This is a genomic window from Flavobacterium sp. KH_035 (assembly GCF_057839565.1).
This window is the reverse complement of record NZ_CM174492.1, coordinates 4,899,402-4,918,486: the sequence shown is the minus strand read 5'-3', so window position 1 is coordinate 4,918,486 and position 19,085 is coordinate 4,899,402. Positions and strand designations below refer to the sequence as shown.

Annotated in this window: 6 protein-coding genes, 3 tRNA genes, 1 rRNA gene and 1 pseudogene; 9 read left to right on the top strand and 2 right to left on the bottom strand. The window is 32.4% G+C overall.

Annotation, left to right across the window (positions count from 1 at the left end; all coding sequences use genetic code 11):
- The first annotated feature begins 16 nt into the window (after positions 1 to 16).
- The 4 genes from rrf to AC3IS6_RS19815 all read left to right on the top strand — a co-directional run bounded on the left by rrf (position 17) and on the right by AC3IS6_RS19815 (position 490).
- Positions 17 to 126 (top strand): 5S ribosomal RNA (gene rrf, locus AC3IS6_RS19830).
- 68 nt (positions 127 to 194) lie between these two features.
- A tRNA-Phe gene (locus tag AC3IS6_RS19825) sits at positions 195 to 267 on the top strand.
- Between the two features lie 6 nt (positions 268 to 273).
- Positions 274 to 359, top strand: a tRNA-Leu gene (locus AC3IS6_RS19820).
- A 57-nt stretch (positions 360 to 416) separates the two neighbouring features.
- Positions 417 to 490: transfer RNA gene (locus AC3IS6_RS19815), tRNA-Arg, on the top strand.
- Positions 491 to 952: 462 nt separating this feature from the next.
- Here AC3IS6_RS19815 and AC3IS6_RS19810 read toward each other — a convergent pair.
- Both AC3IS6_RS19810 and AC3IS6_RS19805 read right to left on the bottom strand, forming a co-directional pair.
- Positions 953 to 2,971 carry a tetratricopeptide repeat-containing sensor histidine kinase gene (locus AC3IS6_RS19810; protein WP_489161896.1) on the bottom strand — a complete coding sequence of 673 codons (2,019 nt, stop codon included), beginning with the start codon at positions 2,969 to 2,971 and terminating at the stop codon, positions 953 to 955.
- A gap of 127 nt (positions 2,972 to 3,098) precedes the next feature.
- Entirely contained in the window at positions 3,099 to 3,347 is a 249-nt protein-coding gene (locus AC3IS6_RS19805) for a hypothetical protein (RefSeq protein ID WP_489161895.1), read from the bottom strand.
- Positions 3,348 to 3,462: 115 nt separating this feature from the next.
- Between AC3IS6_RS19805 and AC3IS6_RS19800 the strand changes: the two genes are divergently transcribed.
- The 5 genes and pseudogenes from AC3IS6_RS19800 to AC3IS6_RS19780 form a co-directional block, all read left to right on the top strand.
- A complete protein-coding gene (locus AC3IS6_RS19800; protein WP_489161894.1) occupies positions 3,463 to 4,131 on the top strand; it encodes a response regulator in 669 nt (222 codons plus the stop codon).
- Between the two features lie 892 nt (positions 4,132 to 5,023).
- Positions 5,024 to 10,627: an amino acid adenylation domain-containing protein gene (locus AC3IS6_RS19795; protein ID WP_489161892.1), complete on the top strand. Its 5,604-nt coding sequence runs from the start codon at positions 5,024 to 5,026 to the stop codon at positions 10,625 to 10,627.
- Between the two features lie 140 nt (positions 10,628 to 10,767).
- Positions 10,768 to 11,850, top strand: a complete 1,083-nt coding sequence (locus AC3IS6_RS19790; protein ID WP_489161891.1) for an NHL repeat-containing protein — start codon at positions 10,768 to 10,770, stop codon at positions 11,848 to 11,850.
- A gap of 41 nt (positions 11,851 to 11,891) precedes the next feature.
- The gene (locus AC3IS6_RS19785; RefSeq protein ID WP_489161889.1) at positions 11,892 to 14,285 is read left to right on the top strand and encodes a TonB-dependent receptor domain-containing protein; all 2,394 of its coding nucleotides are present in this window, start codon (positions 11,892 to 11,894) and stop codon (positions 14,283 to 14,285) included.
- A 23-nt stretch (positions 14,286 to 14,308) separates the two neighbouring features.
- Positions 14,309 to 18,994, top strand: a pseudogene (locus tag AC3IS6_RS19780) (amino acid adenylation domain-containing protein); the annotation flags it as partial.
- Positions 18,995 to 19,085 lie beyond the last annotated feature (91 nt).

Genomic DNA, 19,085 nt, shown 5'->3' with positions numbered 1-19,085 from the left:
AGCAATTATAACTTCTTAAGGTGGTTATTGCGGCGGGGCTCACCTCTTCCCATCCCGAACAGAGTAGTTAAGCCCGCCTGCGCAGATGGTACTGCAGTTATGTGGGAGAGTATGTCGTCGCCTTTCTTTTAAAAACCCTGTTCGTAACAAAACGGGGTTTTTTATTCTAATTTTACTTATTAATAAGTAGAAAAGGTACCTTAGCTCAGATGGTAGAGCAATGGACTGAAAATCCATGTGTCCCTGGTTCGATCCCTGGAGGTACCACATAATGCTCGGATGGTGAAATTGGTAGACACGCTGGACTTAAAATCCAGTGAACAGCAATGTTCGTGCGGGTTCAAGTCCCGCTCTGAGTACTGAAAACTTCAATTGGCTCTGCTAATTGAAGTTTTTTTTAAAATAAAAACTAATATGGACGCATAGCTCAGCTGGATAGAGCACCTGCCTTCTAAGCAGGCGGTCGAAGGTTCGAATCCTTCTGTGTTCACAAAAAACCACTCAATTTGAGTGGTTTTTTTGTTTTGTGCCATTTATCAAAACATAAAACTGTTCTTTTATCATCTTTTCTTACAATGTTTGCACATGAAAACGGATCAGGTTCTAAAGGTGGAAATTAAGCGACAAAAGACAATACTGAGCTTGACTTCATAAAGTAAAAGTATTTGAAGCTTGTGGCTCTGAATGAGCCTTAGCAATAACATGGCGTGAAGTACCATGATTATACAGGTGATCACTTCTTTAAGTCCTGTAAGGGCGAAAGCCTGGCCTAAAAAAGACTCTCTTATTTTGTGTAGCATTTTTCAAAATAAGCAGTTTTTAATCGAGAATGAAGGATTGAATTCTTCTGTGTTCGGATTAAAAGCTATTTAAATCGAGTATTTTTTTGTTTTGAACCATTTACTTAAACTATTTATTAGAAATGGTTCTGAGGCTTTTTTTGAATTATATTTTAAAAAGTAAATGTAACTTCGATTGTTGTTCCTTCACCAATTTTTGATTCAATATTAAATTGACCTTTTAATGACGTTACTCTTTCTCGCATGTTGCTTAATCCGATGCCATTTTTTTTACTTTTGATATCAAATCCATCCCCGTCATCAATAATAGTTAATTTTATAAAATTGTGATTTTTCTTCTCAATTTTTACATCGCAATTTTCTGCATCCGAATATTTATTAACATTTAAAATGGCTTCTTGAATGATACGGTATATGTTTATTTTATATATATTTTGAATGATTTCCCATTCAAAAGTGCCCTCATTTACAAATTTAAAATTGGTGGTACTAATGTCTTTTTGATTTTCAATTAAACCTTCTAATAATACGTTAAAATCATTCCCTTCTAAGAAAGATCCCCGGCTTAAATCATGAGATATGGTCCTGATCTCATTTTCGATATTTTGTAGTTCAAAAATATATTCTTTTCTTTTTTCAATTATTGCCAAATCTGTTTTGGAATTAAAAAAACCTAAATTCATTCTCACACCATATATTTTATTCATTATACCATCGTGTAATTCCTTAGCTATTTTTCCCTTTTCATTTTCTTTTGCAATATTTATTTTCTTATGCTGTTCAGTTAATAATAGATAGATTTCTTCATTAGCTTTTTGCTGCTTTCTTAAAAAGAGTAATTCCTTATTTTTATATTTTAAATATCTCAAAAGAAAAAATAGTGCAAGTAATAAAATTGATCCAAATGAAATAATTAAGATCCATAAGTTATTCTTGGTAAGAACTTTATTTTCGTCTTCTATTCTTGAAGTTTCATATGCAATCCTGGCGTATTTGTAATGGGCATTTTTTTGGATTTTATTGATACTATCACTTATCTGGATATACTGATTTGTATAAGACAAACTATTCTTTTTATCTATTTTAGAGAGTAATTTTAAAGAAGTTAAAATTTCATTACTGTTTTTTATTTTTATTGCTATGTAATTTGCCTCTAATAAACTTTGTATTGACTTTAAAGTATCTTTCTGTGTTAGAAAGTATTCTCCAATGTATATCTTCTTATATAAAAGATCTGATTCAACGCCGATGCTATCTACAATTTTTAGAGATTCAATGAACATTGATTCAACATTTTTGTAGTCCCCATTTCTCATCTTTGAATATGCTAAATTACTCAGAACATTTGCATATAATCTTGGCCACTTTTTTTTCAAATCTTTGGAAAGTAGCCCTTGTAAGTTTTGTATAGATTTTGAAAATTCTCCCTTTAAGTCGTATAAATTTGAAATATTAATGATGGAAGTTACATTGTAATTGTTGATTTCATCCTTATCTATATCATTAACTTTCATTTTTTCTAAATTATTCAAAGCTAATTTATGATATCGTAATGCTTCGTCATAATTGACTAATTTTTCCAAACAATTCCCCATTAGAGTGTTACAGGAATAAATTAAGCGATGATTTTTAGATTTTTTTAAATATTGTAATGCTTTAGAAATTTCAACTTCACATTCAATATAGTTTCCATCATAAAATAAAACGTAGGCTTTATTAAATAGCATTTTGCCTACATTGTCATAGTCAGAAATCTTAGAGTATATTTTTTCTGCTTGTAAAAAATAAAAGTAAGCGCTATCTCTTTTAGAATTTCTGTAACAGTCCCCTACGTAAAATAATGCCAATGGAATTCTAGTACTATCTTTGGCTTCTTTAGAAAGTTTAAGAGCTTGTAAACTAACGTGTAATGATTTTTTTAGATTGTCAATGGAGTAATATTCAGTTGCAAGTTTTAGGTATAAATTTCTAACAATGGAATCATTTGTTTTAGATTTAAGTAGACTGGCAATTGAATCTAAGTATTTCTCTTTTTTATCTTTTTTTAGAGTATTAATATAAATTTTATCAATTGAAACAGATGTATTTTTTATATAAAGATTTGAATTCTGTTTTTCACAAGAAAAAAATAGAATTAGAAGTACGCAAATTATTCTGTTACAAGAGGCCAAATTATAATCATTTACTTAATAATTTCAAATATATAGTTTTTTTAAGTAATAGACTTAACATATAAGAGGACTAAGTAATTTACTGCTGAAGAAAATTACTTAGTCTTTATTTTTAAAGAATTGTGATTTAGTGATGACCTTTCCTTGGTGGTATAGGATTGCTTGGCTCTCCTTTTGCGTTATTTTTATCAATCTTATAAATTACAGCAGTTGAATCAATTACTTTTTCTTCCAATAGACTTTTCATATTAGACTGATGGTGAATGCGGGTATTATTGCTTTTGGAATCTTGAAGTTCATCACTATCATCATTAGAACAGGAATAAATAAATAAAGAAGCGAAGACAAGTCCTATAATACATAATTTGCTTTTCATAAATAAATTTTTAAGTTGATCATATTTATGGCAAAAAAACATCTAAGATTTGTCTGAATTGTACGGAATATCCGTAATATTTATTTAGTTTTGATGTAAATTAGATGGAATAATTATGAACCTAAACATTTTGATTGTTGATGACCACCCTATGACAGTTGATAGCTATGTCAATTTGTTGTTTTATAGTGATTTAGATTTCGGTAAGCTGAATTTTATAAAGAGTCATAATTGTGAAGATGCTTATAAAAAGATAGTATTTTATTTAAAACAAAATTTGAGTATTGATTTTGCTTTATTAGACATTAGTCTTCCTGCCTATAAGGAGCTAAATATTAACAGTGGTATTGATTTAGCGTTGCTTATTAGGGAAAAATTTAAAAACTGCAAAGTAGTTCTTCTTACAATGCATAGTGAGCCGTTAACTGTCGACAAAATTATTAAAGGAATAAAACCAGAAGGTTTCATCGCAAAGAGTGATATTAATTTTGAATTATTTCCGAATATTTGCAAGAAAATCCTTGACGGGGATATATTTAAAAGTAGTACTATCATAAAGTCTCAAAGGGAATTGTTTAAAAAAAATATAAATTGGGATAATCATGACAATCAAATTTTAATTTTAATTTCTCAGGGAGTTAGAACTGTTAATCTTCCGAATTATATACCTCTTTCTATGAGTGCTATTGAAAAAAGAAAGGCAAACATAAAAGATCAACTTTTAAAGGGGAAAGGAAGCGATAAAGATCTAGTGGAGAAAGCAAAAAAGCTAGGATTGTTATAATTATGGGTTATTGGAGAATTCAATAATCAAATTAAGTACAATGCGAGAGTAGGGTCTTAGGTTAATTTTTTTTCTAATAATTCATTGTGTGACCTATGCCTTTAATAGTATGGTTTCTTGAATTATTTTTCCTTTGATTTAATTGTTTTATGTTTAATGAAATAATCCACAATTAAAATTCTTACTTGGTTTTCTTTAATCAAGCCCTTAAGCTAAACGCAGGCTTGATGTTTATTCTGAAGAAGGGGGGAGTTTCTGATATATTTACCCCCAATAGTATTAGAAGTAATGCTTTAAAATCTGTTTTTTTGATATTTTTCAATCTTTTTAGTTTCGAAATAAAAATATGCTGTTCTCTAATCCAGAATAGTACTGGTGAGCGTTTTTCTTAATTTGGGAATTTTGACTTATCAAATCCCTTTTTTTTGTGTTTCTTCAAAATAAGTAAGATTTACAAATATTGACTACAAAAGCGAAGGTTTTAATTTAGTAAAATTTCTATTGTTTTTGGGTTTTCTTAATCGCCATAATTCTTGCATTCTTCATAATTATGGTTGCAAATTTAACTTGGGAAAACAAAATTTTATAACATCAATTTTCTAAATCTTTAAGAAGAGTTTTTTGCCTTAATAGTTATTTTACTTTCTGCTAACAATTTATCTACTTAATCACCAAAGTCCGTAATTTTTATGAGAAAACACCGTAATTTTTAGACGGATGTTGCCTCTATTTTCGTGAAAAATCTATATGCCAGTATATTGAAAATAACTTTAATAAAAAAAGTGATTTTATAGATATTGTTTGGGATATAGTATAAAAGTCCTGCGCACTTTATAAGTATTGAAGTGCATTAGGATGTTGATTTTAAACAAGAAATAGGAATACAGAATTTATGGATAAGAATGCAGTATCAAATAATTTTAGTTTAGTTTCAAGATATTGGAAAAAAAAAATATCAAACAGAGAGAAAGTTTTTGAATTAAATGATAAAAAAAATAGTACTCACAGTGTTACTATTAAGGCCGAGGACCTAAACTACTTTAATAAGCTGGCAAATGGTAATTTAATTGCTCAAGCTACAGTTCTAAGTGCTATTTTTTCTTTTTTGTTAAAGAGACTGCTTAGTGAATTTGATGGTTATGTTGTTTCAAATTATAGAAATCAACCCAATTGCTTGCTTTTATCATTTCCTATAGATTTAAAAACACCATTTAAGGAATATCTTCAAAAAGTAAGAATTGAAATTTTAGATTCGCTAAAATATTCGGATTACGATAATAACGTTATCTCCGAAAAAGAAGGTTTTAGTGATTTAAGCACTCTTTCTAATTTTTCTATAAATATTAACTCCGATTCTAAGTTAGATTGTAATGGTCTTTTGTTTGATATAAAAATAAATGAGGGAGACGCTATAGAAATTCACGTTTCTTTTTTAGAAGATTTTGTAAAGAAAACAATTGTTGAATATCTGGTTAAGCATTTTAAACAGTTTATAGTTAATTTAGAAGATAATATAACAGCTGACTTATCGGATTACGAACTATTATCTGAAAAAGAAAAACAGCAGTTATTAAAAGGTTTTAATGATACAAAAGTTGATTATCCGAAAGATAAAACGATAGTAGATTTATTTGAAGAACAAGTTGAAAATACACCAAATAATATTGCTGTTCTATTTGAAGAAACTAAATTAACTTATAAGGAACTAAACGAAAAGGCAAATCAGTTAGCCTATTATATTTCTACTAAACATTCCAGTGATAAAGGAGACATAATTGGTGTGTTTTTGCCTAAATCTGATATTGGAATCATTTCATTATTGGCAATATTAAAGTTAGGTGCGGTTTATCTGCCGATAGATACAAATTATCCTCAGGAAAGAATAGACTATTTGATAAAAGATAGTGGATTAAAATTGCTAATTAGTGATGGTGTCGTATTGGATATTGATAATTGTGAGACAATAACTCTAGAATCAACGATTTTTGAAGATAATAGCAGCAATAATATCAATATACCTATTTCGTCCAAAGATTTAGCCTATCTAATCTATACTTCCGGTTCTACCGGTCAACCTAAAGGGGTAATGGTTGAGCATGGCAGTAATATAAATATGTCTTTAAATCAGATTGAGATTTTTGAAATTACGGAAAAGGATAAAGTAGTATGGTTTGCTTCTGTTGCCTTTGATGCGTCTATATCTGAAATTATGATGAGTTTGTATAGTGGTGCTACATTATGCATTCCGACAGAAGAAATAATTAAAGACAAAGATCAGTTTACAAGTTTTTTAAAAGAAACAAAATCGACAGTAGTTACTTTTCCTCCAAGTTATTTAGGATTATTGTCTGAAAATGATATCTCTGGATTACGATGTGTCATTACAGCTGGAGAATCTGCTAATCTGACTAAAGCAATAACGGTTGTAGAATCAGGAATTGATTATTACAATGCCTATGGACCTACAGAATGTGCTGTTTGTGTGTCGATTTATAAGGTAACCAAAGATGATTTTGAAAATCTGGTTATTCCAATAGGAAAACCAATATCAAACACTCAGATTTATATTTTAGACGATAACTTAGAGCCAGTTGTTATTGGAGGTTCAGGAAAGTTGTATGTTTCTGGCTCAGGTGTTGCCAGAGGTTATTTGAACAAGCCGGAGCTTACATTGGAGAAGTTTGTACCAAATCCTTTTATAGCAGGCAAGCGTATGTATGACACGGGAGATTTAGCGTGTTGGCTACCCGACGGAAACATTGAATTTTTAGGAAGAAAAGACCATCAGGTAAAAATCAGAGGTTATAGGATTGAGCTTGGAGAGATCGAGAATACCATTTTACAGTACTCAGAAGATTTAAAACAAGTAGTTGTTGAAGTAAAAGAAAACAATCAGGAGAAAGTACTGGTTGCTTACTTTGTTTCGACAGCAAACCTGGAAAAAGCGCAGTTGCGTAGTTTTCTGCAAGAGAAATTGCCGGATTACATGGTTCCGGGTTTTTATATTGAATTAGAGAAATTGCCACTAACCCCTAACGGAAAAATAGATAGAAACGCCTTGCCTGGTATCTCTGTAGAAGATGTCATAAGAAAAGAGTATGTAGGTCCAAGAAACAAAACCGAAGAAAATTTGGTTCTAATATGGCAGGAAGTTTTAGGAATAGAGCAAATCGGGATAAGCGATAATTTCTTTGAGTTAGGAGGACATAGTCTTATTATCGCTCAGGTGATCAACCGTACACATAAGCAATTAGGAAAAACAGTCTCTTTTAAGGTATTTTTTGCCAATCCAACGATAGAAGGCTTGAGTAAGGAATTACAGGAGAAGAATTTTATAGCAATCCCCACAGCAACAGAAGCAGCATCTTATCCGTTGACCTCTTCGCAAAGCCGACTTTGGATTTTGAGTCAGTTGGAAGGCGGTTCATTGGCATATAATATGCCAGCGGCAGTCAAACTAACCGGAGTTGTTGATGGGACTAAATTTGAAGAATCGTTTAAACGATTGATCTCTCGTCATGAAATTTTGAGAACCAGCTTCAAAACAGATCAGTCCGGAGATGTTCGACAATACATCGTACCCACAGAGCAAGTTAACTTTGCGATAGCAGAGCAGGACTATAGTGCAAGAGAAAATCAGGGAGAAGCCATTGCAGATTATTTACAAGCAATAAACAATGAGCCTTTTGATTTAGAACAAGCACCACTTGTCAGAGCTTCTTTAATCAAATTAAAAGAAGAAGAGCATGTATTTTTCTTATCCCTTCATCATATTATTGGAGACGGATGGTCAATAGAAGTCTTGATATCAGAGGTTGTGAAAACCTACAATGCGCTAACGCAAGGAACAGAAATAGCCTTACCGGAATTAAGCCTTCAGTACAAAGACTATGCAGTCTGGCTCAATGACGAAATACAGCAGGAGCAATATCAGGCATCCGAAGATTATTGGCTTGAACAATTTGCAGGCGAGTTACCGGTATTGGATTTACCAAGTTTTAAAACCCGTCCATTAATTCAGACTTATAATGGTGATAGCCTTACCCACCGATTTTCGAGAGTATTTTTAGATAAATTAAAAAGATTTTCAAAAGAACAGGACCTTACCTTGTTTATGAGTTTAATGGCAGGAATAAATGCTTTGTTGCATAAATATACAGGTCAGGACGACATCATAATTGGAACCCCGATTGCAGGAAGAGAGCATCCGGATCTGGAGCATCAAATAGGTTTGTATCTCAATACGCTTGCCATACGAACTCAATTGAAAAAAGAGACCAGTTTTGCAGATCTTGCAGCCTCCCAAAAAGAGACTTTATTGGGAGCTTACGAATATCAGAGTTATCCTTTTGATGTATTGGTGGGCAAACTGAACTTAAAAAGAGATACGAGTCGTACCGCTTTATTTGATATTCTGGTTGTTTTACAAAACCAGGGACAATTGAATAATCTTAATAATGAGGAACTGGCCAATTTTCAGGTAAGTGATTATGAGTTTTCCAGAAAAACATCACAATTTGATGTGAGCTTCACCTTCGCAGAAACAGAAGGATTAGACCTTACCATTGAATACAATACCGACATCTACGATGCTTATTTGATAGAAAGAATGTTTACTCATTTTGAGAATCTTGTTACGGGAGCTCTGGAACAGCCGGAAATGCCTATTCATGATATCGACTACCTCACCAAAGAAGAAGAGCAAGAGTTGTTGGTTGGATTTAATGATACAGCCGTAGCTTATCCAAAAGATAAAACAATAATAGACTTATTTGAAGATCAGGTTGCCGGCACACCAAATAATATTGCTGTTGTATTTGAAGAAACAGAACTAACATATCAGGAGCTAAATGAAAAGGCAAACCAATTGGCTTTTTATTTAAGAGATCGATATGCTGTTGAAGCGGATGACTTGATCGGCATAAAGCTTGATAGAAGCGAGAAGATGCTCATCGTTATTCTGGGAATATTGAAATCGGGAGCGGCTTATGTTCCAATAGATGTTAATTATCCACAGGAAAGAATTGCTTATATCGAGAAGGACAGCAATAGCAAGATTGTTATTGATGAAGAAGCTTTAAGTGTATTTGCAGAAGTTCAGCAGGAATATTCGAAAGCGAATCCTGAAAAAATAAACAAACCACATGATTTAGCCTATGTAATTTATACATCTGGTACTACAGGAAATCCAAAAGGAGTGATGGTAGAGCATGGAAATGCAGCTGCACTGATTAATTGGTCAAAATTAGAATTTGATCAGTCAGAATTTGAAATCATGTATGCGGCAACATCATATTGTTTTGATTTATCAATATATGAGATCTTTTACACCTTAGCAATAGGGAAGAAAATTAGGGTTTTACATAATGCCTTGGAAATAAAAGATCATATAAATAAAGAAAACAAAGTAGCATTAAATACGGTGCCTTCCGTAGTTAGAAATTTATTAGAAGATAAGATAGATTTAAAGAATGTAGTTTTTATCAATATGGCAGGAGAAATTGTACCTCCTGATATTGTGGAAAAACTTCAGACAGAAAAAATAGAGGTTAGAAACTTATATGGACCATCAGAAGATACAACATATAGTACAAGTTATAAAGCACTCAATCAAGCCTATATCAATTTTCCAATTGGTAAACCAATATCCAATACACAGGTTTATATTTTAGATGCTGATTTTCATTTAGTTCCCGTTGGAGTAGTAGGAAAACTGTACGTGTCAGGGGCAGGAGTAGCACGGGGGTATTTTGGCAAACCAGAACTTACAAATGAAAAGTTTATCTCGAATCCTTTTGCAGCTGGAGAACGAATGTATGATACGGGAGATTTGGGCAGGTGGTTGCCGGACGGTAACATTGAATTTTTGGGTAGGAAAGACCATCAGGTTAAGATACGAGGGTACAGAATCGAGCTTGGTGAGATAGAGAATGCGATATTACTGTATTCAGAGAATTTAAAGCAAGTAATTGTTGAGTCAAAAGAAGTAAATCAGGAGAAAGTATTGATTGCCTATTTAGTATCGATTACAAATGTGGATAAAACTGGATTGAAGAAGTTTTTACAAGAAAAGCTACCAGATTATATGGTTCCAGGTTTTTATGTAGAATTGGAAAAGTTACCATTAACTCCAAATGGAAAGGTGGACAGAAAAGTTTTACCTGGTATATCCGGAGATGATATTATGAGAAAAGAGTATGTGGCTCCAAGAAATGAGGTTGAGAACAAACTGGTTTTAATATGGCAGGAAGTTTTAGGAATTCAGAAAATAGGGGCTACAGATAATTTATTTGAATTAGGAGGGAATAGTTTAAGTGCCACAAGATTAATTAGTCTTATACATAACGAATTTGAAGTTAAAATTACTATTAATGATTTGTTCAAAAATAGAACTTTAGAAGATTTGGCAGTTTTAATTGAAAACATTGATGTAGCGTATGGTTTTGATGTTGATCAAGATAAGAGTAATGTTGAAATTGAAAAGTTTTATATATGATTTTTTATTGATGTTCTTTTAATTCAAATGGATTAAGGATACCGCTCAAGAAGACATATATCCTGAACGGAATATCTAAAAGGTATAAAAACTCTTATATAGAATTTACGGTTAAAATAAATAAAACAAAATAATAAAATATGAAAGCACACTCCATAAAAGTTCTATTATGTATTCTACTGTTACATCCTTTTATAGGTATATCTCAGAAAACGAAGGATGCTATTATTATAAATGAGACTGCAGTATTAAAAAGACCTACTCTTTTTTCAAATTTAGGAGATACTTTCGGTACTCCGGATGCGATGGCAATAGACAAGAAGGGAAACTTATATCTATCAGTTCCTAATGGATCTACTTTTGAAAAATATGGAAGTAAAATATGTGTTTTTAACAATTTAAACCAACCAGTCACCTGGCTGGATAATCTTCCTCTACATCCACTTACAAACAGAGTACATCCTATGGGAATGGAATTTGGTCCGGATGGGAATCTTTACATTGCCGATAACCAAAATTTTGCTAATAAAGAGCATCAATCAAGATTACTCAGGGTTATTGTTGAAAATGGTAAACCAATTCGTACCGAAATATTAGTTCAGGGATTAAATTTTGCCAATGCTATCAGATGGCATAAAGATCGAATTTATATAAGTGATTCTGCGTTAGATGTAAAAAAGCAAAGTGGTATTTACAGTTTTAAAATGGAAGAGTTAAACAAAGGTTTAATACAGTTAAAACCGACTGATAACGCCCCGTATTTAATTTGCAAATTTACTTTAAAACCGGAAGCAAAAGAATGGGCATTAGGTGTAGATGGAATTGCATTTGATAAAAAAGGAGATTTATATGCAGGTAATTTTGGTGACGGCGTAATTTCTAAAATTGAATTCTCACTAGACGGTAAAGTAAAATCTCAAAAAATAATAGTAGACTCTGATAAGTTAAAATGTTGTGATGGCCTGTATTACTACGAAAAAACAAATAGTATATATATAGCTAATTATGACAACAATAGTGTACATGTATTGGATTTAAATAAAAACACATTGAGTCTTCTTTGGGAAAATGGTAATGCCGACGGCTCTGACGGTTTATTAGACAACCCTTGTGAACCTATAATTTATAAAGGAAAATTATTAGTAGTAAATTTTGATTCCTATAAAGGAGAGAAAAATACTGAAGTAGATAATTTTCATACAATTTCCAGTTTCGAATTATAATTATACCCCTATCAAATATTTATTTACTCAAAAAAAATACAATGAAGAAAAGCATCTTTTTATTGCTTGTGCTGTTAAGCTCAGTATTGTCGGCTCAGGTAAAAGTAACCGGAAAAGTTACTTCTAAAGATAATAATCCAATTGAGTTTGCAGAAGTTATATTAATAGGTAAAGACTCTGCTGCTATTAAAAGCGAACTTACTAATGAAAAAGGGGATTTCGTATTGGAAAGCCAACCGGGGGTATATGAGTTACAGGTTAGGCAGGCAAATAAAACAATTGCATCAAGGAATATCGAATTGAATGCAGATTTAGATTTAGGCAATATAGTAGTCGATGCTGCAATAGTGTTAGAATCTGTTGTAGTTGTAGGTAAAAAGAAACTAATTGAAAGAAAGGTAGATCGAGTGGTTTTTAATGTAGAAAATTCGATTAGTGCTACAGGAGGTGACGCGTTAGAAGCTCTTAGGATTACCCCGGGAATAAAAGTGCAAAATGACAATATAGCTATTATTGGAAAAAGCAGTGTGGCAGTCATGGTTGATGACAAAATCATTCAACTCTCGGAGGAAGACCTGGCAAATTTTCTAAAATCAATACCTTCAGATATTATTAAGAGTATTGAGGTAATTACTACACCTCCAGCTAAGTACGAGGCCGCTGGAAATAGCGGTATGGTCAATATAAAATTAAAAAAGGCTAAGAAAGATTCCTGGAATGCATTAATTGGTACTACTTTCCTGCAGAGAACTTACAGTGATGGTGCTGTTTTGGGGAGTTTTAATTATAATAAGAACAAGTTGAGTATTTCTTCTTCGCTTAATTATAAAAATGGAACAAGATATGTCAATCAGGATAATTACACTTATTTCCCTGATGGATTATGGCATACCAGTGAGCCAGATAAAGAAAAATATGCCCGAGTAAATGGAAAACTAACTATTGATTATCAGATTTCTCCTAAATGGATTATGGGGGGGCAATTTTTATACAATAATAATGATTCTAAAAATACAGAAAGTCCATTTACAGGTGTTACTGATTATACAACAGGCCGATTAAACCGTTATTTGAAGTCAGATGGTAAAGAAGTACAGAATCCGAATATCAAATCGTTGAGCTTTTATAATGAGTTTAAATTAGATACTATAGGAAAGAAACTTACCCTAAATCTTGATTACTTTAACTTTAATAACAAAGATGTCAGAACTTACAATGGAATTTCTGTTATTGAAGTTCCATTACCCTATTCAGAGAAATATTATGCAGGGATAAATGATAACAGTCAGGATATCAATAATTTCTCAGGAAAACTAGATATTGATTATCCAACGAAATGGGCGGTATTGAGCTTTGGAAGCAAAATTTCAAACTCACAAACGCACAATGACATTTTTGCTTTTAATAGCGGATTAGTTGATAATCCTCCTTCAGAGTTTATTTTATCCAAGAATAAATTTGAGTACACCGAAAATGTACAAGCGTTTTATATTTCAGGAAATAAAAAGATTAATGAGTATTGGGAGTCACAGTTCGGTTTAAGAATGGAAGCTACTCAAACCAAAACTTTTGCGGAAAGTTTAAGCCAATCTACAAAACTGGATTACGTTAAATTTTTTCCAACGGCTTATGTGTCTTACAAGCCAAATGACAATTCAACATATACTTTGAGTTATAGTAAAAGAATAGAAAGACCTCAGTTTTATGACTTAAATCCAAACGTTACCTTTCTTAATCCGTTTCAAACTATAGAGGGAAATCCTTTCTTGCAGCCTTCTTTTATAGATAATTTAGAATTGACCTATACCTACAAAAAGCTGGAAACTAAGGTTTATTTTAGTTATCAGGCTGATATGTTTAATGAAATTCCAATAACAGACCCTACGACCAATTTGATCCGATTTGCAATTGATAATTTTATTGATATACAGCGATATGGTATTTCGGAAAACTTTGTTTTTGACAAAATTAAATGGTGGACGAGTATCAATACTTTCGATATTAATTATTCGATTTCAAAATCAAAATTAGCGATAACCCAAGGCGGACAAAAAGGGTTTAATTCTATGATTTCCACAAATAATGACTTTATTCTTAATTCGAAAAAGACCTTGCTTTTTAATGTAAATTATTGGTATAGTTTCCCTGGTAATGATGGTTTTTACAAAAATGATGCGATGAGTTCATTATCGTTAACTCTTCAATATTTGCTATTAGATAAAGATCTGACACTGTCATTAAAGGGAAGTGATATATTCAGAACCGAAGTAATCAGTATAAATTCAAGAGTTAATGATGTTTACAACGAGGGTAGATATTATCGCGACAGACAGGCGCTTCAGTTCTCCGTTTCTTATAAGTTCGGGAATAAGAAGATTAAGACAGGACAAAGAGAAACTGGTAATGAAGAAGAAAGAAGTCGAACAGGTAATTAATAAATTTTGATAAGATAAGGGAAATGAAAACACTACTTAAAAAATTAAATGAACTTAATATAAAAATTGATTTGGTTGGAGATGGTCTTGACATTCAGGCGCCTAAAGGAGTTGTGACCCGGGAGATCTTAAATGAAATTCAGTTAAATAAAACCAAATTAATAGAATTTATAGCTTTCTACAAAACAAAAAAAGAGAAACAAAAAATTATTCCAAAAGCGCAGGAACAATCGAGCTATGTTTTATCTTCCTCCCAGCGCAGGTTATGGCTATTAAGCCAATTCGAAGGTGGAAATATAGCTTATAACATGCCGAGCGTTTTTGAATTGGAAGGGAAATTGGTTATTCCTTCTTTGCAAAGTGCTTTTCTGTCACTTATAGAGCGACATGAATCTTTAAGAACGCTGTTCAAAGAAGATAAGTCTGGTGAGGTTAGGCAAGTGATATTGAATTTGAATGATATTCGGTTCCAATTGCGACATGAAGATTTAAGCAAAGAAGCAAATAAATCGGAGAGGATAAAATCTATAATTCAGGAAGAAACAGAATATGCTTTTGATTTATCGACCGATTCCTTGCTGAGAGCCAAATTAATAAGAACATCACAAGATAATTACATATTTATTTGTGTGATGCATCATATTATTGGCGATGGTTGGTCGTCAGAAATAATGACCAATGAATTATTTGAATTTTATGATGCTCATATAAAAGGAAATCCAAGCCAATTACCAGCATTAAATATACAGTATAAGGATTATTCGACCTGGCAGCAGGAACAATTGAAGAATGATAGTATAGAAGATCATAAAGACTATTGGTTAGAACAATTTTCAGATGAGCTTCCGATATTAAATTTACCTGCTTATCAAACAAGACCAGTAATTAAGACCTATAATGGAAACGCTGTAAAGAAAATTTATGATGAGAATCTTCTAAAGAAAATTAGCGAATTATATCAATCACAAGGATCCACCTTGTTTATGGGCTTATTAACTACCGTAAAAGTGTTATTGTTTAGATACAGCAATCAAAAAGACATAGTTATAGGAAGTCCCGTTGCCGGAAGAGAACAGTTGGATCTACAAAATCAAATAGGTTTTTATGTTAATACTTTAGCCTTAAGAACGCAGTTTGAAAAAGAAGACAGTTTTAAAGAATTATTGGCAAAGGTAAAAGGAGTTACTCTAGGAGCATATGAACACCAAATCTTTCCATTTGATGAATTAGTGGAGCATTTGCCGCTCAATAGGGATATGAGTAGGAATCCATTGTTTGATGTGATGGTTACAGTTCAGAATACTGAAATATTTAAAGCGAGTAACCAGAACATTCAGGAAGTTGTAGTTAGAGGACATCAGTCAGAAGAAGAAATTGTCAGCAAGTTTGATTTGGAGTTTTCTTTTAAAGAAACGGACAAAGGACTTGGTTTAAAACTAATATTCAACACCGATATTTATTCACAAGAATTCGCAGAAAACATATTATCTCATCTTGAAATATTATTTCATAGTATCGTTACGAAACCGGAAGTTTCAATAGGTTCATTAGATTATTTAACGGAACCTGAAAAGCATCAGGTCTTGTCCATTTTTAATGGCACAGAAGTAGCTTATTCTGAAAGTAAAACAGTAGTAGATTTATTTGAAGAGCAAGTGCAGAGAGCACCTGATAATGTGGCTGTGGTGTTTGAAGATACTGAATTGACGTACCGTGAGCTCGATAAAAAAACGAATCAATTAGCATCTTACTTAAGAGAAAATTACGCTATTCAACCTGATGATTTAGTAGGCGTAAAGTTAGAAAGAAGTGAAAAACTTATCGTAGCTATTTTAGGTGTGCTAAAGGCCGGTGCGGCTTATGTTCCTATAGATATCAATTATCCGAAGGAGAGGATTGACTATATGGAAAAAGACAGCAATTGCAAAGTTGTAATTGATGAAGCAGAATTAGAAAGGTTTAATAAAGTTAAAGAAAAGTATTCTCAGGAAAAAAATAAGGTACTTATAAAAGAGAAGAACCTTGTTTATGTTATCTACACTTCCGGTTCTACTGGAATCCCAAAGGCAATTATGATGGAACACAAGTGTATGTTCAATCTGATCGTTTTTCATAATGAGCAATTTCACGATAATGATGTTCGTAAGGTATTGCAATTTACAAGTATAAGTTTCGATGTCTCATTTCAGGAAATATTTACCACGTTGTCGAGGGGAGCAACTTTATATCCTATTACTGAAATAGTTAAAACAGATTCTGATGCGCTGTCAGCCTTTATAAAGAAGAATACTATTGAAACTGTTTTTTTACCAACATCGTATTTTAAGATATTAATAGAGGTTAAAGCTTTTTATGCCTTACTAACGTCCGGCATTATTAAAAATATAATAGTTGCAGGAGAACAGCTGACGTTAAGTAAAGAAGCTATTGAGAGAATTAGTAAGTCAGATACTAAGCTTCATAATCACTATGGACCAGCTGAAACACATGTTGTATCAACAATTACCATAAAAGATGATTACCTGATTGGTAATCCGCCTATTGGTTCTGCAATCTCAAATACGCAGATTTATGTGCTGGATGAAGATTTACAACCAGTAGCAATAGGAGTAACCGGGAAACTTTATATATCGGGATCTGGTGTGTCAAGAGGTTATTTAAACAATCCTGAGCTCACGAAAGAGAAGTTTATCGTAAATCCTTTTATAAAAGGAGAGCGAATGTATGATACCGGAGATTTAGGTTGTTGGTTACCTGACGGAAATATTGAGTTTCTGGGACGAAAAGACCATCAGGTAAAAATTAGAGGATATAGAATTGAACTTGGAGAAATAGAAAATGTCATATTACAGTACTCAGAGAATTTAAATCAGGTAGTTGTAGAGGCCAGAGAAGTAAATGGCGAGAAGGCATTAGTTGCTTATTTGGTAGCAACTACTGAGATAGATAAATCGGAATTGAGAAGTTTTCTGCAAGATAAAATGCCGGATTACATGGTTCCAAATTTTTATTCGGAATTGGATAAATTGCCATTAACTACTAATGGAAAGATAGATCGAAAAGCCCTGCCGGCTATTTCGGAGGAAGATATTATAAGAAAAGAATATGTTGCTCCAGGAAATAGTACCGAAAATGAACTGGTTAAAATATGGCAAGAAGTTTTAGGAGTTCCAAAGATTGGAATTACCGATAATTTCTTTGAATTAGGAGGTCATAGTTTAATCGTGTCCCAGGTAATCAACAGAATTCATAAACAATTAGGTCAAACAATATCTTTTAAAGCTTTTTTTGCAAGCCCGACTATAGAAGGTTTAAGTAAGGAATTACAAGAGAATGCCTATATAGATATACCAAAAGCAATAGAGTCAGAATCCTATCCATTGACATCCTCACAAACGCGATTGTGGATATTAAGTCAGTTGGAAGGCGGTTCATTGGCGTATAATATTCCAACAGCTGTTACGCTAACCGGAGCTATCGATGTAGATAAGTTTGAGGAATCGTTTGTAAAATTAATTCATCGTCATGAGATTTTAAGAACTTATTTTAAAACAAATGAAGGAGGAGATATTAAGCAATATATAGTGCCGGCTGAGCAAGTAAATTTTAAATTAGACGAGAAAGATTTTAGTTCAGTAGGAAATCAGGAAGTAGCTGTTGAGGATTATCTGCAGAAAGAAAATAGCGAGCTTTTTAATTTAGAGAAAGGACCGCTTGTAAGAGCCTCTTTAATCAAATTAAAAGAAGAAGAATATGTATTTTTCTTATGCTTACATCATATCATTGGAGATGGATGGTCAATAGAAATATTAATAGCCGAGATCGTAAAAACGTACAATGCATTAACGAATGGAATAGAAATTGACCTGCCGGAATTAAGAATTCAGTACAAAGATTATGCGGTATGGATTAATAGCGAAATACAGCAAGAGAAACATAAAGTGTCGGAGGACTATTGGCTACAGCAATTTGAAGGAGAGTTGCCGGTATTGGATCTGCCGAGTTTTAAAACACGACCATTAGTTCAGACCTATAATGGAGATATTTGTACTCATAGATTTTCAAGTGTATTTTTAGAGAAGGTAAAAGCGTTTTCGAAAGAGCAGGATGTTACTTTATTTATGACTTTAATGGCAGGGATAAATGCCTTACTTCATAGATATACAGGGCAAGATGACATTATCATAGGAACCCCGATAGCAGGAAGAGAACATCCCGATCTGGAAAATCAAATGGGATTGTATTTGAATACGCTTGCCATAAGGACTCAATTGAAAAAAGGAGATCGCTTTTTGGATTTAGTGAAAGCTCAAAAAGAAACTTTATTAGGAGCTTATGAGCATCAAAGCTATCCTTTTGACGCATTGATAGGCAAATTGAATTTAAAAAGGGACACTAGCCGTTCTGCTTTATTTGATGTTTTGGTAATTCTACAAAACCAAGGACAGTTGCATAATATCAATAACGAAGAACTTATAAATCTTGAAGTAGGCGATTACGTTTTTAATAGTAAGACTTCTAAGTTTGATATTGGTTTCACATTTGTCGAAACAGAAGGATTAGATCTGACAATTGAGTATAATACGGATATTTTTGATGCGTATTTAATTGAAAGAATGTTTGCTCATTTTGAGACTATTGTTACAAAATCTTTAAGACAACCTGAAATTGCCATCCAGGAAATCAGTTATTTAACTGATTTTGAAGAAAACCAATTAGTTGGAACATTCAATGATACAGAAGCGGTTTATCCTAAAGATAAAACAGTAATAGATTTGTTTGAAGAACAAGTCGGTAAAA